This is a genomic window from [Clostridium] clostridioforme AGR2157, from assembly GCF_000424325.1.
GTDB lineage: Bacteria > Bacillota > Clostridia > Lachnospirales > Lachnospiraceae > Enterocloster > Enterocloster clostridioformis_A.
Genome location: NZ_AUJR01000047.1, coordinates 16,962 through 35,803 on the forward strand (window position 1 = coordinate 16,962; position 18,842 = coordinate 35,803).

At 47.4% G+C, this 18,842-nt stretch carries 16 protein-coding genes and 1 tRNA gene; 15 read left to right on the forward strand and 2 right to left on the reverse strand.

Annotated elements, in window-relative coordinates; genetic code table 11:
* The first annotated feature begins 135 nt into the window (after positions 1-135).
* The 3 genes from G614_RS0118385 to G614_RS0118400 all read left to right on the forward strand — a co-directional run bounded on the left by G614_RS0118385 (position 136) and on the right by G614_RS0118400 (position 1,777).
* The gene (locus tag G614_RS0118385) at positions 136-369 is read left to right on the forward strand and encodes a helix-turn-helix domain-containing protein (protein WP_002587523.1); all 234 of its coding nucleotides are present in this window, start codon (positions 136-138) and stop codon (positions 367-369) included.
* Positions 370-885: 516 nt separating this feature from the next.
* Complete coding sequence (locus G614_RS0118395; protein ID WP_162142778.1) at positions 886-1,302, forward strand: nucleotidyltransferase family protein; 417 nt, start codon at positions 886-888, stop codon at positions 1,300-1,302.
* A gap of 37 nt (positions 1,303-1,339) precedes the next feature.
* Complete coding sequence (locus G614_RS0118400; protein ID WP_155245079.1) at positions 1,340-1,777, forward strand: hypothetical protein; 438 nt, start codon at positions 1,340-1,342, stop codon at positions 1,775-1,777.
* A 317-nt stretch (positions 1,778-2,094) separates the two neighbouring features.
* Here G614_RS0118400 and G614_RS0118405 read toward each other — a convergent pair whose 3' ends face one another.
* Positions 2,095-3,009 carry an AraC family transcriptional regulator gene (locus G614_RS0118405; RefSeq protein ID WP_027643126.1) on the reverse strand — a complete coding sequence of 305 codons (915 nt, stop codon included), beginning with the start codon at positions 3,007-3,009 and terminating at the stop codon, positions 2,095-2,097.
* A 366-nt stretch (positions 3,010-3,375) separates the two neighbouring features.
* Between G614_RS0118405 and G614_RS0118410 the strand changes: the two genes are divergently transcribed.
* The 8 genes from G614_RS0118410 (at position 3,376) to G614_RS34580 (ending at position 11,799) form a co-directional block, all read left to right on the forward strand.
* The gene (locus G614_RS0118410) at positions 3,376-4,419 is read left to right on the forward strand and encodes a TRAP transporter substrate-binding protein (RefSeq protein WP_027643127.1); all 1,044 of its coding nucleotides are present in this window, start codon (positions 3,376-3,378) and stop codon (positions 4,417-4,419) included.
* 45 nt (positions 4,420-4,464) lie between these two features.
* Positions 4,465-4,941 (forward strand): TRAP transporter small permease, encoded by a 477-nt coding sequence (locus tag G614_RS0118415; protein WP_027643128.1) that lies wholly within the window; start codon positions 4,465-4,467, stop codon positions 4,939-4,941.
* A 2-nt stretch (positions 4,942-4,943) separates the two neighbouring features.
* Positions 4,944-6,260 (forward strand): TRAP transporter large permease, encoded by a 1,317-nt coding sequence (locus tag G614_RS0118420; RefSeq protein WP_027643129.1) that lies wholly within the window; start codon positions 4,944-4,946, stop codon positions 6,258-6,260.
* A 335-nt stretch (positions 6,261-6,595) separates the two neighbouring features.
* Complete coding sequence (locus tag G614_RS32945; RefSeq protein WP_027643130.1) at positions 6,596-7,051, forward strand: TIM-barrel domain-containing protein; 456 nt, start codon at positions 6,596-6,598, stop codon at positions 7,049-7,051.
* Positions 6,996-7,565, forward strand: a complete 570-nt coding sequence (locus G614_RS32950; RefSeq protein WP_242828135.1) for a glycoside hydrolase family 31 protein — start codon at positions 6,996-6,998, stop codon at positions 7,563-7,565. Before G614_RS32945 ends, G614_RS32950 begins: the two co-directional genes overlap by 56 nt.
* A gap of 111 nt (positions 7,566-7,676) precedes the next feature.
* A complete protein-coding gene (locus G614_RS0118435) occupies positions 7,677-10,187 on the forward strand; it encodes a TIM-barrel domain-containing protein (protein ID WP_027643132.1) in 2,511 nt (836 codons plus the stop codon).
* An 87-nt stretch (positions 10,188-10,274) separates the two neighbouring features.
* A complete protein-coding gene (locus G614_RS0118440; protein WP_027643133.1) occupies positions 10,275-10,490 on the forward strand; it encodes a DUF5688 family protein in 216 nt (71 codons plus the stop codon).
* A 934-nt stretch (positions 10,491-11,424) separates the two neighbouring features.
* Positions 11,425-11,799, forward strand: a complete 375-nt coding sequence (locus G614_RS34580) for a hypothetical protein (protein WP_207637854.1) — start codon at positions 11,425-11,427, stop codon at positions 11,797-11,799.
* A gap of 210 nt (positions 11,800-12,009) precedes the next feature.
* On the opposite strand, the gene G614_RS0118460 is transcribed toward G614_RS34580, so the two are convergent.
* A tRNA-Pro gene (locus tag G614_RS0118460) sits at positions 12,010-12,083 on the reverse strand.
* A 78-nt stretch (positions 12,084-12,161) separates the two neighbouring features.
* On the opposite strand from G614_RS0118460, the gene G614_RS0118465 reads away from it, so the two are divergent.
* The 4 genes from G614_RS0118465 (at position 12,162) to rlmD (ending at position 18,475) form a co-directional block, all read left to right on the forward strand.
* A complete protein-coding gene (locus G614_RS0118465) occupies positions 12,162-12,962 on the forward strand; it encodes an HAD family hydrolase (RefSeq protein WP_027643135.1) in 801 nt (266 codons plus the stop codon).
* Positions 12,963-13,050: 88 nt separating this feature from the next.
* The gene (gene lpdA, locus G614_RS0118470; RefSeq protein ID WP_027643136.1) at positions 13,051-14,475 is read left to right on the forward strand and encodes a dihydrolipoyl dehydrogenase; all 1,425 of its coding nucleotides are present in this window, start codon (positions 13,051-13,053) and stop codon (positions 14,473-14,475) included.
* Positions 14,476-14,520: 45 nt separating this feature from the next.
* The gene (locus G614_RS0118475) at positions 14,521-16,350 is read left to right on the forward strand and encodes an aminopeptidase P family protein (RefSeq protein WP_027643137.1); all 1,830 of its coding nucleotides are present in this window, start codon (positions 14,521-14,523) and stop codon (positions 16,348-16,350) included.
* 595 nt (positions 16,351-16,945) lie between these two features.
* Positions 16,946-18,475: a 23S rRNA (uracil(1939)-C(5))-methyltransferase RlmD gene (rlmD, locus tag G614_RS0118485; protein WP_027643138.1), complete on the forward strand. Its 1,530-nt coding sequence runs from the start codon at positions 16,946-16,948 to the stop codon at positions 18,473-18,475.
* The last annotated feature ends 367 nt before the right edge of the window (positions 18,476-18,842 follow it).

Here is an 18,842-nt window from a genome sequence, read left to right on the forward strand (position 1 = left end):
AATGGTGGACTGGTTTTGGTCCCATTATATCATAAAATATCCATAATATGAAGAGTGAAATGGACTGGAATGGGTTCAAAAATGGGGACATGAAATGAGGGTATGGAATGGAATCATGCGTACAGGGGAATGGTAATGGATGTGATAAAAAATGATAAAGGAACCAATATTGGCACCAACATACGTAGAATCAGGCTGGAGTCTAAAATCAGCCAAACGGATCTGGTCCGTATCCTGCAGCTGATGGGGGTAGACATTACGAGGGAGGCATTGGTGAAGATTGAGAAAGGGACGCAGCATGTAAAGGTCTCTCAGCTGAAAGCCATCAAAACAGCGCTGGGAACGTCCTATGAAGAACTGCTGGAATAATGAGTCCACATGACATCAACAGGGAATTAACAAGATATCCACAAAGTTATCCACATTATCCACCGAAAACACTGGATATTTCATGTGAATCGTCTGAAAATAACAGATTTGGTACTGTGTATAACTGAAATGTAGGAGAGGATGATTATGGATAAGATACGGATGGTCTTTCTGTTTATGCCAGAGGGAATATGGCAGGGGATTGTGCACCGGGGGATTAGAGGTGGATTATAAACAGGGGGATGTAAAAGAATGGAATAAAATAGAAGAACGTGATTTTACAAGGTTTTTTTTGGCTGGGGGCCTAAGGTAATCATTGAGGTAATCAAAAGGTAATCAAGGTGACATTGTAGTAATAATATGATAGGAAGGAGTTTCTTGCACGTGTGACATGGGAAATAGTCTTGCTAATATTTTGAGACAGAGATTACCAGCAGGTTAATGCAGTTCATTGTAAAAATGTCAGGAATAGTATATACTATGATTAAAGAAATATTCCAGGGAGGAGGCAGGATTATGGATATATCTGAGAGACAGCAGATTGTTGAACATTACGCAGAACTGGTAAAAGAACAATATCCACAGACAAATCAATATAATGTATTGGTTTTCGGAAGCTTTCTGACAGATAGATATACAGAACAGTCAGATATTGATATAGGAGTCTTTTCATTGATTCCAGGATTATCGTTTCGTATTTATTCCTTTACAAAGGATCACTTTGATAAGTTAGGGATAAATAGTGATGTGGTACGGATGCGGCTGCTGGAAAGCCAGTATATTAATGTCTCTATTGTCACAGGTCAGAAATATGCGGTGACGGATTACTGCCCCAGGGAGTTGGTTGATTATATTAAAAGAATGATTGCGCAATATGGGGAGAATCCTCAGGAAACGGCAGTTAGACTGATGCGGCAGGAGGTTATTGCATGAACTTATTTGGTGATGCATTGCAAAAGGCCGGTTAGAAATGAAACTGTTGGAGATGAAGAATCATGTTTCTTCATTAGAACGTATGTATGAAAAATATTTAGCGTCTGAAGGTCAGGACCAATTTGATATCATGGACGGGCTTGCAAACCGATTCGGGTACATGGTAATTGCTTTTCAGGATGTGATGACAACCATTGGCTGGTTGACCGGGACGGTAAATGGTGCGGAACAACTGTCCATACGGCGTGCAATATCGGAATTTCAGTCTATATTTGAAGTAGAGTGTCAGGAACAGGGATTAGACAATGGGGTTTCGTCCATGGCTGACAGAAATGAAATTGTTCACGTCTATGAGAATTATAAAAGTAATATGGAAGCAGTACTGGAAAATGTGCAAAATTATAGAAGTGAGTATGGAGCGATTATCAGGATTCTTTGGAAGTATTGTGAAGCAAAAGATATTTTGCAAAAGTAATGTGTCTGTTAGAAAAATTTATAGTGGTACTAAGGACTCTCATGATGTAATGTCATGGGAGTCTTTTTGTACAATGACAGGAGTTGTCCATAATGGATGTTATAGTTTAAGAAAAAAGAACAAAAGATGAGAAAAAGGTAAAAAGGTCTATTCTTGGGGATTTTAATTAAATTTATACCCATATTACCATCCTTCTACTTCATATACTGTATTAAACATATATTTTTGAATTTATCTTTCATCAGCTCATACAGTTATGCCACACCGGCTTCCGCACACAGACTGCCGCCGAAGGGGCTGAAGGAATTGGTTCTAACCTATGAATTATAAGTATTAAGGCTCCTTTTTTCAATGGAATTAAGCTGCGCGCGATACTGGGTGGGAGTCATTCCATATAGATTCCTAAAGGACTTTAGGAAACTGTTATAGCTGGCAAAGCCGCTGTTTGTACAGGCATCCAGCACGCTGTGTCCGGCGGCAATATCACGTCGGAAGTGCTGCATTCGCAGATTGTTGATATATCCGTGAATGCTCTCCATAGTGTATTCCTTGAAAGCTCTGGAGAGATGCTCCCGGCTGATGAAGATATTTTCAGCGAGAGACGCCACCGTAAGTGTGGGCTCGGTGTAATGCTTCTGGATATATTCAACAGCCCGGGAAATCAGCGCGCTGGTTAAGCTGGGGGATTTGGTATGCTGCTCCTCCACGAGTTGGTTGATAAAAAGCTGGAGCTCCATCAGCTCACAGTTTAATACCGTTTCCTGATAAGCTTTTTTGATCCAGGGAATCTGGGCCATGCGCTCCAAATGCCCCCGCAGGTCCAAGGCGGATACAGCGTCCGCGCTCAAAATAACGATATTCTTCTGCCAATCCGGATTGATTAATCCGGATGCGTGAATGGCATAATCCCAGATTTCCGCGCTAATCTGGACAACCAGTCGGTTAGATACGATGTCTGTAACCGTATAACGTCCGGAATGATAAATTTCCGCGGGAAAAAAGACCATCTCTCCAGGATGGAGGGTGTAAAGGCTCCCCTGAAAGGCGTAGAGCACGTTGCTTCCGGAAATCGGCAGGACGATTTCGTGGTACGGGTGTGAGTGGACCACAGACTGCTTGTTGTTCTGGTTTGTGTACCAGGTTACAACCACTCGATAGTCCTCAAGACCGATGCGGGCCATCTCCTGGGTCAGAATGGAATCAGTGCAGTGTGCAATCTTCTGAACAATCATGTAGTTTCCCCCTTCTTTGCTTAAATCAAAAAACCATCTTCTTCTTTTTTCAAAAGTATATTCTTAAATATCACATTTTGCAAGCTTTTAATCACAAAAGAATGGGACTTTAATGATGTAAAACTGATAAAATTTGCTTGTATAAACAAAATGGATATTAATTGTTGATAAAATACATAAGATTTTAATCGTATATTTGTGCAAAAACACCTTGATTTTTGAAACGGAGACTGGCAATGAAAAACAATAGCATGCAATTTAAAGCGCGGATGATATTCCATAGCTGCATAAAAAGCAACAGTTGACAGCCGCAAAGCAGGCGTTGGCTGATTGATAAATGAAACCATTTTAAAGGAGGAAGTATTTATGAGATTACGTAATCGCGCAATGATGGCATTGGCCGTAGCAGGAGCAATGATGCTGACGGCATGTGGAGGCGGATCAGGCACGGCTTCTTCGCAGGCGGCAGGAGGAAACGGCGGGGCATCGGCTTCTGAGCAGACCTTTAATCTGAAGCTGAGCCATGGACTGGCTGAGGATCATGCGGTGCACATCCAGATGACTGCATGGGCTGAGGCAGTGAAGGAGAAGTCCAACGGAACAATCAACATTCAGATCCTTCCCAATGGTCAATTGGGGTCTGAAGCGGACAACGTTTCTTCCATTCAGGCGGGTGCGCTGGATATGGCAAAGGTTTCCGCGTCAACCCTTGGTAACTTCAACGAGGCATGGAACGCTCTGTCTGTTCCGTATGTATTCAACGACAAGGATCATTACTATAAGGTTATGGATGGCGAGATTGCCGGGGAACTCTACAACATTACCGAGGGCGACGGCTTTATTGGACTGACCTGGCTGGATTCCGGTTCCCGTTCCTTCTATACCGCCAACACACCCATTCGAGTACCGGCTGATTTAAAGGGATTAAAAATCCGCACCATGGACAGCCAGATAGCCATCGATATGATGAACGCGCTGGGCGGCTCCGCAACGGTCATGAGCTACTCTGAGATTTATACTGGCCTGCAGCAGGGAGTAATCGACGGGGCTGAGAATAACATCACCGCTCTCCGCGATCACAGCGATGTTACAAAATACTACTGCTATGATGAGCATACCCGTATTCCTGACGTCATTGTAATCTCCACCAAGGTTTGGAATCAGATGAGCGACAGCCAGAAGAACATCATGAAGGAGACTGCGGCGGCCGCAACAGACGAGTACAAGACCCGCTGGGCGGATTTTGAGAACGAGGTGAAGACTGCGGCGGAAGGAAACGGCATTACCTTTGTAGAGGATGTGGACACCGCGGCATTCCAGGAGGCATGCCAGTCTATTTATGACGGCTTAAAGACCAGCAACGCGGAGGTATATGCAATCGTTGAGAAGATTCAGGCTGCCGGCAAGTAGGAACCGGCCGGATGCTGTTGCTTACTTCATGAAGGAGATGAGATTTTGAAAAAGTTTAATAATTTTCTGGATACCGTAATGCGCTTTATCATGGCCGCTGCCATGTTTGCTCTTCTGGCGGGCGGTACATGGCAGATTTTTACCCGCTGGATTTTGAAAAATCCGTCTACATTTACGGATGAATTTCTCCGCTACGTGCTGATCTGGGCATCCATGCTTGGTTCTGCCTACTGCTTTTACAAGGATGAGCATCTGGCGCTGGATTTGGTAAAGAATCGTGTGAAAGGGTCGGTATGCTCTGTCCTTATGATTTTCATTGAGGCGGCGATTCTGTTCTTTGTGTGCTATGTTTTTATTTACGGCGGAATGCAGCTTGCAGGCAATGCAACCAACAAGTCCTCCGTGATGCGTATCCCGTTTAGGCTGCTGTACGCATGCCTTCCGATCTCAGGCATTTTCATTGTGATTGCCCGTGTAATCAAGTATATACAGCTTTTTACTGACAGCAAAGGAGGGAAATAAGCATGGTTGTACAGGCTACGTTAATGCTGTTTGGTTCATTTTTTGTTATGCTGTTTGCAGGCGTTCCGATTTCGGCGGGAATTGGTATCGCTTCCATTATTACTGCAATCATGAGCGGTATGGACGGGAATATCTTCGCGTTGACAGCGGCACAGAGATGCTTCTCCGGCTGCGATTCCTTCTCCCTGCTGGCTCTTCCGTTCTTTTCTTTGGGCGGCAACGTTATGAACAAGGGAGGGATTGCAAAGCGGCTGGTCCGTCTTGCAAGACTGCTGGTAGGCTGGGTACCTGGATATCTGGCAGCTACAAATGTACTGGCGAATATGTTTTTCGGCGCCGTATCTGGTTCTTCCGTAGCGGCAACCTCCGCGATGGGTTCCATCATGAGCCCGCTGGAGCTGGACGAGGGATATGATCCCAATTATTCCGCAGCAGTAAACATCTGTTCGGCGCCGACAGGAATCCTGATACCGCCGTCTGGTCCGTTAATTCTGTATTCCATCACCGCAGGCGGCGTTTCCGTGGCAGCCTTGTTCATGGGCGGCTATCTGACCGGAGCTCTGCTTGGCATTGCAGTCGCGGGGCTGGCAATCTTTTTGGCGGTGAGGAAGGGCTACAAGGCATCCGCTGTGAAGGAGGAGAATCCGGCATGGAAGATCGTGCTGGAGGCAGTTCCGTCCCTGTTGGCTGTTATTATCGTAATGGGCGGCATTTTGGCCGGTATTTTCACGGCAACGGAGGCAGGCGTGGTCATGTGCCTGTACTGCACGCTGCTGGCAATCATCTACCGTGAGATGAGTATAAAAACCTTTTATGACCTGCTTGCAGACACGATGAAGAGTTCCGCGACAATTCTGTTCCTGATTGCGGCATCCTCAATCATGTCCTACGTGATGTCCTATTCTGGTATTCCGGCGGCTATCAGCGAGGGTCTGATGAGTGTTTCCAATAATCGGTATATGATAATTTTAATCATGAATATGTTCCTGCTGGTGATGGGTATGTTTCTGGATCTGACTCCGGCCGTGCTGATTTTCACTCCGATCTTCCTTCCAATCGCCACCAGCGTTGGAATGAGTCCGGTGCATTTCGGACTTATGCTGATTATGAACCTTGGTATCGGCTCCGTAACACCCCCGGTAGGTTCCTGCCTGTTCGTGGGCTGCGGTGTCGGCCGCGTAAAGATTGAGGGGGTTACTAAATATATTGTTCCGATTTTCACGGCAATGGTAATCTCCCTGTTCCTGGTAAGCTTTATCCCTGCTATCCCGCTGCTTGTGCCGTATCTGTGCGGTCTTGTGCCAAGCATGTGGTGGTAAAAATGGTAAAAAGCGGAAGAAACCCATCGATAACCCTAAGAATGGAGACAGAGTATGGATATTTGCACACAATTTTCAGGAATTGAAAGGACAGACGGCGCATGGCTGGTACATACAAACTGCGTCGATATCAAGATTATATTCGTTACCGATGAGATTGTGAGGGTCCGTACCGCATTTGACAAGGAATTTACGGAGGAATCCTATGTTTTGATGACAACGGCATGGGAGGACCGCCTGGACCCGCTGTTTGAGGGGGAGAGAACTCGTGTGGAGCCGGTAATCCCTGGGGTGGAAGAAACATCAAGCGCGCGCTGGGCTACCAGGGAAGTTCCATGTATTATCCGGAGCTGGAGAGGGACAGCGATGACGCGGTTCTTGGCTTTATCGATACAATTAAGGAGGAAGGCTTTCCGATTGACGGCTTCCATCTTTCCTCTGGATATACCAGCGTTGGAAACAAGCGCTGTGTGTTCACATGGAATACGACCCGCTTTAAGGATCCATCTGCATATTTCCATGCAATGCAGGACAAGGGGGCGGAGAATGTTCCCAATATCAAGCCTGGGATTCTCCTGTGCTACCCGCGGTTTGAGGAGTTCAAAAGCCAGGATGTGTTTGTGAAGGACAGCAAGAATCCAGAACAGTACGTGGTGGGAAGCTGGTGGGGCGGTCCCGGGGCGTTCTGGGATTTTACAAAGCCTGCGGCAGGAGGAAGAGCTGCTTGCGCGCCGGGTGCAGCAGGGCATTTTCCAGGCCCGTTTCTCCATCCATTCGGCAAGCAACGATAATACCGTGACGGAGCCATGGATGTTTAAGGACAGTACGGACCTGATTCGGAGTGCGATTCTCCTGCGCTACCGTATGGCCCCCTATCTTTACTCCTGCGAGTACGAGGCGGCAAAGAACGGCGCGCCGATTATGCGGGCATTGGTTTATGAATTTCAGGAGGATGAGAACACCTATGACAATAGCTTCGACTTCCTGTTCGGAAAGAGCCTGCTGGTTGCCAATGTTATTGAAAAAGACGCGGCAAGCCGCCGGGTTTATCTGCCGGCCGGCTTAAGGTGGTACGACATGAATGATAATTACCGCTGCTATGAGGGCGGACAGACGATTGAGGTTCCTGTAACGATGGAGACCATCCCAATGTTTCTGCGGGAGGGCGGAATTCTGGCCATGGCGGATAATCAACTGATGAACATGGAACGCGACTGTGTGGAGGAACTCCGTCTAATCATTGCCTCGGCAAGGGAAGGCTCTCAATTTGTGCTGTACGATGATGACGGAAGAACCAACGATTAAGGATGCTCAGTTGGTTGTTTCCTTTGAAGATTTTGATTTGATTGGGATGTAACTATCGACGCAGCCGTCTGAGTTCGGGCGGCTGCAGTTTTATGATTATGGAGGAACGCGATGCTTTTACGTGAACTGAAATCAATAGAAAAGACTGGTTCCGGCTATATTCTGCACGGGGATGCGGCGGATGTATTGCTGATTTTTATGACGGATGACGTGATTCGGGTACGGGTGAGCTTCCGGCGGGATTTTAAGGAAGAATCCTATACGCTGGTGACTACCGCCTGGGAGGATCGGATGGACGAACTTTTAAAGGACGAGCGCACACGCATCGAGCCCCTGGATATTCCCTTCGAGGAGAAGAACGGAAAGCTTGTATTTACAACAGGCGCCTGCATCCTGGAAATCAGGAAAACCCCTTTTTTCCTGACGTTAAAGACCCTGGACGGGGCTGTCGTTTATCAGGATCTGAAGGAGAGGGCGTTTGAGGAGGATCATCTGGGACGGTTGGCCCACTATTCCAAAATGGATCCGGTTAACGACCACTTTTACGGCTTTGGCGAAAAGACGGGCTGTCTGGACAAGAAAGGGAGAAGACTCAGGATGTCACCCAAGGACGCGATTGGCCACGATCCGGAGTTTGGGGATCCCATGTACAAGCATATACCGTTTTATATCCGGATCAACGAGAAAACAGCCTATGCCATCGGCTTGTTTTATCATAATTCCTACGACAGCGTATTTGATATGGGGCAAGAGGTTTCCGGCTATTGGGATCGGTATTGCAATTATCAGACTGATGGGGGAGATATTGACCTGTTCCTGATTAATGGTCCTGAGCTTTCAGCGGTTTTAGACCGCTATACGATGCTGACGGGGCGCTGCGCGCTGCCCACCAAACAGTCTCTGGGGTATTGTGCCTCGACCATGTATTACGCAGAACTGGAGGACAACTGTGATCAGGAAATCTATCGGGTAATCGATAAGCATGAGAAGGAGGGCATCCTAATCGATAACTTCTGGCTGGCATCCGGCTATTCCAGCGGCGAGGAGGACAACCTCCGCTATATCTTTAACTGGAATTACAGGAGATTTCCAAATCCTGAGGATTTCTTTGAGCGTATGAATGCCAGAGGAATCAATGTGATTCCCAATCTGAAACCGGGTATTCTGAAAAATCATCCTTATATGAACCTGTTTGAGGAGAACGGCGTGTTTATTAAAAACCCGGGCGGTGACGGGGATTATTATGGAAGATGGTGGGGCGGAGAAGGCAGGTTTTTAGACTTCACGAACCCGAAGGCCCGTGAAACCTGGAAGATGCTTTTGGAAGACCGGATTCTGAGAATGGGAACAAAGACCGTATGGAATGACAACTGTGAGATGGACGGCGTGGAGGATCGGGACGCATACTGTGATTTTGAAGGCGCCGGAGGGACAATGGCGGAGCTCAAGATTCTGCATTCCAATCTGATGGCATTTCTTGGAAAGCAGGCAATTGCCGACGTTTATCCGGGAGAGCGGCCCTACATCATCAACCGTGCGGGATATGCAGGCATCCAGAGATACGCGCAGGTATGGGGAGGAGATAACCTGACAGACTGGCGTACAGTGAAGTTCAACATCGCCACGATCGTGGGCATGGGACTTTCCGGCTGTGCCAACATGGGCTGTGACATTGGCGGGTTCGCGGGATCTGTGCCGGAGGCGGAGCTTTTGCTTCGTTGGATTCAAAGCGGTATTTTCCAGCCGCGCTTCTGCTTAAATTCGGCAAATAACGACAACACGGTGACACAGCCCTGGATGTATGAGGAGAATCGGGAATATGTGAAGGCGGCTTACGCCCAGCGATACCGGATGCTTCCGTATCTGTACAGCCTTATGTATGAGGCAAACCAGAACGGCATGCCGGCTATGCGCCCGCTGTTTTTAGAGTTCCCGGAAGATAAGAAGTGTTACAGCGATAATAATTTTGTCTTTATGTTCGGAAGGAGCGTGCTGGTTGCCAATGTGGTGGAGCCGGAGGCAAGGACAAGGACTATCTATCTGCCGTCAGGCTGCAGATGGTTTGACATGAATGACAACCTGAAGGAGTATGCGGGCGGTCAGACTATCGAGCTTCCGGTAAATCTGGGCAGCATTCCCATGTTCCTCAGGGGGAGCGCGGTTTATGTGACCAGCGAGGATGTTAAGCATATTCTGTCGGACAGGATGCGTCATGTGGATTTCCTGATCAGCGCGGATACGGACACCAGCTTTGTATTCTATGACGATGACGGACACACGGAGGACTATAAGAAGGGTGTTTACGCGAAAACCGCAGTTAATGTAACTGCCGGTAATCAGACGGTAATTCACTTTGATATCGAGGGAACCTACGAAAGCCCGTTGGAGCGGGTTACAATCCGGCTTGTCAGCAAGCAAAAAGGTGCATTCTGGGTAACGGTCGACGGCGAGCGCATCCCGCGTTATCTTGTAAGGGACGGCTGGGAGGAAGCCGGAACCGGATGGTATTACAATCTTTCCGACAGAACCATCTGGGTGAAGTATGAGATACCGGAGAAAAAATCGTATGATGTCATTGTTTCGACGGAGAAATTCGACCTGATTGGAATGGTTGAGGAATAAAGACAAGTGAAAGGTATCATTAGGAATATTATACGATAGTGGTATAAGTTCACGCCAAAAAGCCAGGTACGGGAAGACCTGGCTTTTTTGGCATTTCGGTGCTACGTAAGTATTATGGAATCTCTCTCTTCAGATTCCTCATCCGTCCATGAGGTGCTGCTTCTTGTGGATGACGGGTCTTATGATTACCATGAGCTGAGCCTGATGGTAAGGAGCATTAATGAGAAAGAGGTGGAGAGGGAAGACCGGCTGTCATCCTGTGTTTATTGTCTGTATAATGGGGTTAAAACCCTCGCCTTCTAGGCGAAACCTTTAGGTCAACCCCATAGGCGTTTGGTCACCTTTTTTAATCGAGAGACTGCTATCTGTCCCTGTTGTAGAAACATCACCATCTATGGTTGAACAGGGGAATACGGGGAAGTGGCTTGCGTTCGTAGAATCCAAAGATGAAGGCAGGCGGGTAAAATCAGCCCTTCAACACAGCGGGATTTCGGTGGCATTTGTTTCGTCTGATAAGATGGAGCCAGGATGCGGAGGTATTATCCGATGTTCTTTCTGATGGGAGTTACAAAGTTCATGTTTTACTGGCAACCTCTGTTATTGATAATGGTGTCAGCATTGTTGACCAGTCTGTAAGTAATCTCGTGATATCTGGATTTGAAGCGATACAGGCTATACAGCAGGTGGGAAGGATACGACTTCAAAGCCCTGAGCAGACAGTCCGTTTGTTTGTGTGCCGCTATACCGCAGAATTTTTTAATAGAAAGCGTCACTCATTTCATATGAAGAGAAATGCTTTAAGAATCCTCCAATTTGGAAATCAAGAGAGAATCATTGAATATTTGCTTGAAAATGATGGGCAGTATATACGTGATTTAGCAATAAGGAGTCTATCGGGACATTTTCGAGTTAAGAATGTGAAGATAAAAAGTGTCCGAGAGACCCAAAAGTGTCGGACCCTATATATTTAACAGACATAAAATTAAAAATACAAGAGGAGCCGGAACCCCGGCCGGTGAGTGTATACACGGTTCCTGATAAGTGATGATGAAAGCAGAAAACAATTTGGACATATTGCATTACGCCCTGGAAAATGGTATTATTGACCTGTCATACGTGCAAGAAAAAGTAAAAATGAACAAAAGAAAAGAGTACCTGGAAAAGCACCCTTTTACAATATGAGAAGCATCCTGCCTATATTCCCACGTACGCAGTCGAATAGGCCAGTCTGACTGGAATGCGGGCGGGAGAAATTTCAGCGCTGTTATGGGCTTGCATCACGGATTCATATATCATTGTGGATAAATCGGAAAAGTTCAACCGTATAACGAAAGAGTATTATATTGATGCGACAAAGAATGGCAAAGCGCGTATTTTTCCGATGACAAACGAAATCAGGAATCTGCTTAAACGAGTAAAGGACATTGAGGTTCAATGCGGATATGAGTCAGAGTGTTTTTTTTCAAATGAGAACTGGAGAGTGCATGCGCCAATGATATCCTCCTGTTCAAAGAACAAATGTAGACAAGTAGGAAACAGTGAAAAGGGGATTTACGCATTCCGTAGGACGGTAAACTCTAAAATGAGGTGTGAGGGGGTATCGGCTCAGTAGCGGCAGCGCTTCTCGGACATACGGAAGATGTGAATGAACGGTATTATACATACGATATTAGCGGGATTGAGGAAAAGACTGAAATCATATCGTAATGCTGAAATGCCCAATCTGGGTAGCAGGTAATCAATATATTGCAGAAAGGTAATCAAAAAAACAAAGGTTCCTGACACCGGTAAGCATCAGGAACCTTTGAATTAAAAGAAAAAATCGGAGTAACAGGATTTGAACCTGCGACCTCTCGGCCCCCAGCCGAGCGCGCTACCAAGCTACGCCATACTCCGTTCTCGAACCTCAATTATTATATCAGATAATTTTCATTTTGAAAAGACCTAATTTTAATTTATTCGGAGAATTTAAAAATGACACAGAAACCAAGTAAGAAAAAGCGGATTGTCAGCTTTGATTTGGATATGACACTGCTGGACCATAAGACATGGAAAATTCCGGACAGCGCTATGAAAGCTCTGGAACTGCTGCGGAAGGATTCGGTCATTGTCATAGGAAGCGGCAGGAACATGGACCATGATATGAGCGTGGTATACCGGGATATGATTATGCCGGACGCAGTGATACACATGAACGGCACGCGGGTCGTGGCTGAGGGCAATGTTCTTTTTGAACATCTGATGGACAAGGACAGGCTCAGGGCACTGTTGGAATACGGGGATGCCCACGGAATTTCCCTGGGCGTCAGCCAGGAGGGAAAGGATTATTATATCCACCCGGAGGGCGTGGTCCGCATGGACCGGCTTCGCTGGGGTGTTTCGGAGCGCAATTTCATGGATGGATGGGAGCTGATGGATATGCCGGTCAGGACATTGGTGTACATAGGCGGTCCGGAAGGCGCCAGGGAGCTGGAAGTCCATTTTCCTGAATTCAAGTTTCCCATGTTCTCGGGGAACATGGGAGCGGATGTGGTGGAACAGGAGGCTTCCAAGGCAGAGGGACTGAAGCGGCTGTGCCAGTACTATGACATTGGCCTGGAGCATACGGTTGCCTTTGGAGACAGCATGAATGACTATGAGATTGTCCGTGAGGCAGGCATCGGTATTGCCATGGGCAATTCCGTGGAAGAGCTGAAGGCCGTGGCGGATTACGTCACAGATGATATTGACCGGGATGGGGTATGGAAGGCCTGCAGGCATTTGGGCCTAATTTAGATTCGACAATTTGAAGAAATGATTTAAAACATGATTTAATCAAGATAATTTAAAAGAATAATTTATAAGAACATAAGGGAGAACGGGTATGGCAAGAGAATTTGACGTAGTGATTATAGGAGCCGGGCCAGGGGGCTATACTGCAGCGCTTAAGGCAGCGGAATTTGGTCTCAAGGTTGTGGTCATAGAGGCAAAGAAGATTGGAGGCACGTGCGTAAATCGGGGATGCATTCCCACCAAGTCGCTGCTGCACGCCTCCGATATGTTTCATATGATGCAGAGCTGCGATGAATTTGGCGTGTCCACGGATTTCATTTCCTTTGATTTTGGTAAAATGCAGAAGTATAAGAAAAAGGCAGTGGTCAAATACAGGGACGGCATTAAATACGGATTTGAAATGCTAAATGTGGAAATTGTTTACGGAACAGCGGTGCTTCGCAGGGACAGGACCGTGGAGGTGGAGCTAAAGGAGGGCGGCCGGGAATTCTTCCGCGGAAATGCAGTCATCATAGCCACAGGCGCAGTGCCCTACATGAGCCGGATTCCCGGCGCGGACCTTGCAGGCGTATGGAACAGCGACAGGCTGCTGGCAGCTGAGAGCTGGAATTTTGACAGGCTGACAATCATGGGCGGAGGCGTTATCGCGGTGGAGTTTGCCACCATGTTCAATAACCTGTGTTCCCATGTGACCATTGTGGAGAAGCAGAAGCATCTGATGGCGCCTATGGATGATGTAATGTCTGCGGAGCTGGAAAAGGAGCTGCGCCAAAAGGGCATTGACGTGTACTGTGATGCCACGGTTACTGAGATACTGGAGGAAGTGGGCGGACTCAGCTGCGTCATCACTCCCAACGGGGAGGGAGATCCCATCAAAATGAGGGCAGGCCAGATACTCATGGCCATCGGTCGCCGGCCCAATGTGGAGAAGCTTTTAGGCAAGGACATTTCTCTTGAGATGGAAGGCGGGAAGATAGCCGTAAACAGCGATTTTGAGACAAGCGAGCGGGGAATCTATGCCATCGGGGACGTGTCCGCCAGGACACAGCTGGCCCATGTGGCAGCGGCCCAGGGTACATATGTGGTGGAGAAGATAGCCGGAAGACCCCACAGCATTAAGCTGGAGGTAGTGCCCAACGGTATGTATGTGTCCCTTCCAATCGTTCCAAACTGTATCTATACGGACCCGGAGATTGCCACCGTTGGCATCACGGAGGAAATTGCCAGGGAAAAGGGACTGAAGGTGCGCTGCGGTCATTTTTCCATGAGGGAAAATGGAAAATCCATCATAACCGGAGGGGAAAATGGATTTATCCGTCTGGTATTTGAGGCATATTCAAATACCATCGTGGGGGCGCAGATGATGTGCCCCAGGGCTACGGATATGATTGGGGAAATAGCCACGGCTATAGCAAACGGACTGAGCGCGGAGGAAATGTCCTTTGCCATGCGGGCACAGCCTACTTACAATGAAGGCATTGGGGCGGCCATAGAGGATGCGATGAGGAAGAAATAAGTGCAGAGGAAACGAATAGAAAGAAACGGAAGGATGGATAATATTATGAATGTGATTCAGGGCAGGTTGGATGCATTGCGGAAATTGATGAAAGAGCGGGGAATGGATGCGTATATGATACCCACGGCAGATTTCCATGAATCCGAATATGTGGGAGAATATTTCAAATGCAGGGAATATATGACCGGATTTACCGGCTCGGCCGGTACGGCTCTGGTTACAATGGACGAAGCATGCCTTTGGGTAGACGGACGTTATTATGTGCAGGCAGCGGCCCAGTTAAAGGATTCCACGGTGACCATGATGAAAATGGGACAGGAGGGCATACCTTCCTTGGGAGCATATCTGGACGATAAAATGCCTGAGGGCGGCTGCCTGGGATTTGACGGCCGGGTAGTCAATGCAGCCGAAGGGCTTGCTTTGGAGGAACTGCTGAAGGAGCGGGGAGCGCGTATTTCCTATGGGGAAGACCTGGCAGGCATGATATGGAAAGAACGGCCTGAGCTGTCAGCAGAACCTGCATGGGTTCTGGATGAGAGGTATGCGGGAAAGCGTGCATTGGATAAGATTGCAGATGTGAGGGAGGATATGAAAAAGGCCCATGCATCTGTCCATGTGCTTACCTCCCTGGATGATATAGCGTGGCTGTTAAATATCAGAGGCAACGACATCCTGTACAATCCGGTGGTGTTATCGTACGCCCTGGTGACCACGGACCAACTGTATCTGTTTGTCAACAGCAGTGTGCTGGAAGGAAAAGCTTATCCGTATCTGGAGGATGCAGAGGACATAAGCGTGAAGGAGTATCTGGAACGGATGGGGGTCACGGTGATGCCTTATGACGGAGTATACGACATGGTGGAGGGGCTCAAGGGCGAGAACGTTCTGCTGGAAAAATGCCGTGTCAACTATGCTGTATACCGCCTGATTAACGGCTCCAATAAGGTAATCGACAGGATGAATCCCACTGCTTACATGAAGGCAGTTAAAAATGACGTGGAGATAGAAAATGAAAAGCGGGCCCATATCAAGGACGGCGTGGCCATGACCAAGTTTATTTACTGGCTGAAGAAGAATATGGGACGCATTCCCATGGACGAAATCAGCGTGTCGGATTATCTTGGGAAGCTGCGCATGGACCAGGAGGGGTGTATTGGCCTGAGCTTTGCAACCATATCCGCATATGGAGCACATGGAGCCATGTGCCATTACTCCGCCACACCGGAGAGCAGCATTCCTCTGGAGCCCAGGGGACTGTACCTCATTGATTCCGGAGGCCAGTATTATGAAGGGACCACTGACATTACCAGAACCATTGCCATGGGGCCTGTGACAGATGAGGAAAAGGAACATTTTACCTTAGTGCTTATGAGCATGCTGCGTCTGGGAGATGTGAAGTTCCTTCATGGCTGCCGCGGACTCAGCCTTGATTATGCGGCCAGAGAGCCACTGTGGAGACGGGGACTTAACTATGAACACGGTACCGGACACGGGGTGAGCTACTTGTCCAGCGTACATGAGCGCCCCAATGGCATCCGCTTCAAAATGGTCCCGGAGCGCCAGGACAATGCGGTGATGGAAGCGGGCATGATTACATCGGATGAACCTGGTGTGTATATTGAGGGAAGCCACGGAATCAGGACGGAGAATCTGGTTTTGTGTGTTGAGGATGAGAAGAATGAATATGGCCAGTTCCTGCGGTTTGAGTATCTGACATATGTTCCTATTGATTTGGAGGTAATTGACAGGGAGATTATGTCTGACCGGGATGTGGAACTGCTGAACCGGTACCATGAGCAGGTATATGAGAAGATTAGCCCGTATCTGGATGAGGATGAGAGAGTGTGGCTGGCAGAGGTTACGAGAGCGGTTTGAGAGATGGGGAAATGAGCGGCTGAGAGTGAGCGGCTGGGATGGCGGAGTGGATTTGAGAGACATTGGTTGCGGAAGATGGTGCAGTGGGGAGGATTGAGGAGTAGGAGCGGTTGATGATGGCCGGATAAGAAGAAAAGGGCCGGACAGACTGAAATTGTTAATGGGTGAAAAAGGGCTGGGCAATTCCGCGGCATTGCAGAATGCAGAGTAGTGCTGCGGGAAATGTCCGGTCTTTTTTGTGAGAGAGGATTTGTGTTGGGGTGGCTGGGGGATGAGGAAACAGGGATAGGGGAACGGGGATGGGGGGGGGGGGTATACTGTATCCATTAGCATGGACACTTTTAAGAGATAGGGCCTTTATAATGGGTATGGTAAAAGTTTATGTAACCTTGTTATTGGACAGCAGAGAGATGTGATTTATTCAGTTTATATGGTTATACATAAGGGGAAATATATGGTAGAATGGCCATATGGATTTTGACTTAGGGGGGGGGGGGTGTGTAAGTATTTTTGAATGAAGTTGGAGTGACATGGAAATTGTTATAGGCGCGGAAAATTATGGATGAATATAGGAGATAGAAAGATGGATAGAAAGATGGCTGGAAGAATGGATAGAGAGAGGGCTAAAAAAATAGCTGGAAAGACGGCTAAAAGAATGGATACAGGTCCGGGAACAGGAAGCAGGAAAGTCGTAAATGGAGACAAAGACAGAGTGACGGATAGTAAACGTAGGGTGAGGGACGAAGAAGGTAAGACTGGTGTTGGTAAAAGCGGGAAACGGTTTGCAAGGAATGAGGACGCTTTGTCGAAACAGCGCAGTGGAGAAAAACGCAGGGATGGCAGTTCACTAAGGGAACGCAAAGGGGCGGATGAATTGTCTGTACCAAAAAAACAAAATGGAAGGGGCTTCATTGCTGAAAACCGGAAAGAGGATTCCAAAAGAGGCGGTTCATATGGGGGACGGGGAACCAGAAGGAGTAACAGTATATGTCCGGTGCTGAACCTGTGCGGAGGCTGCCAGCTGCTGGATATGGAGTATGCTGAGCAGCTTAAGTTCAAACAGAAGCAGGTGGAAGAACTGCTAAAAGGGCTCTGTCCTGTAAAGCCTATTATAGGCATGAAGAATCCATTCCATTACCGCAATAAGGTGCATGCTGTATTTGACAGAGATAAAAGAGGAAATATCATTTCCGGAATATATGAAGAAAATACACACCATGTAGTTCCTGTGGAGAAGTGTCTTATAGAGGACCAGAAGGCGGATGAAATCATCGGTACTATACGCGGAATGCTCAAATCTTTTAAAATCCGGACCTATGATGAGGATACGGGCTTTGGACTTCTCAGACATGTCTTAATCCGCAAGGGATTTTCCACAGAGGAAATTATGGTAGTGCTGGTTACGGCATCTCCTGTGTTTCCGTCTAAGAATAACTTTGTTAAGGCTTTGCGGGAAAAACATCCGGAGATTACGACCATCGTCCAGAATATTAACGGAAGAGGAACAAGCATGGTTCTGGGTGATAAGGAGCATGTGCTATATGGCAAGGGATATATCGTGGACGAACTGTGTGGATGCCGGTTCCGTATATCGTCAAAGTCATTTTACCAGGTGAATCCGGTGCAGACGGAAATTCTTTATGAAAACGCATTGTCACTGGCCGGTCTTACCGGACAGGAACTGGTGGTGGATGCGTACTGCGGTATCGGAACCATTGGAATCATAGCAAGTAAGGCTGCCGGGAAGGTTATTGGAGTGGAACTGAATCAGGATGCAGTCAGGGATGCAATTAACAATGCAAAGATGAATGGAATAGAGAATATTCGTTTTTATTGCAATGATGCCGGCCGTTTTCTGGTGAATATGGCTGAACAGGGCGAGAAAGCCGATGTGGTTATTATGGATCCTCCCAGAAGCGGAAGTACGGAGGAGTTTATGGACGCCGTAGGAAAGCTGGGAGCCGGAAGGGTTGTGTATGTGTCGTGTAATCCGGAAACGCTGGCTAGGGATGTGGGGTATATGAAGAAGCTGGGGTATCGGGCGGTGGAGGCTTGGCCGGTGGATATGTTTGCTGGGACGGTGCATGTTGAGTGCGTGGTATTGATGTCAAGGGTTGAAAAATAACGAACTGAAAAAGTGTAGAAAACAAAGGGTTTCCGAGAGTTGGGATAGTTTGGACAACGGTTCCGGCTCTCGGATTTTTTGCGTTTAAAAGGTAAGTAAGTAATAATCCGTATCTTGACAAAATAAGAAATCCCCCAGCACTTACCGGGGGAAGATCTGTCTTTTACTTTTTAAGTTTGCTGCGGCAATCATCAGGCAGATTGGAGGACCATGGGAGAAGCTCCAGCATTTCTTCCTTTGCCGGAAACGCACCGAGATCTTTCATTTTTTCGTAAGTAGGTAATAATCAGTATCTGCAAATTTCCATCCACATTTGATAAGATAAGTTCAAATGATGGAGGTGATACCAATAAATACGAATGACAAT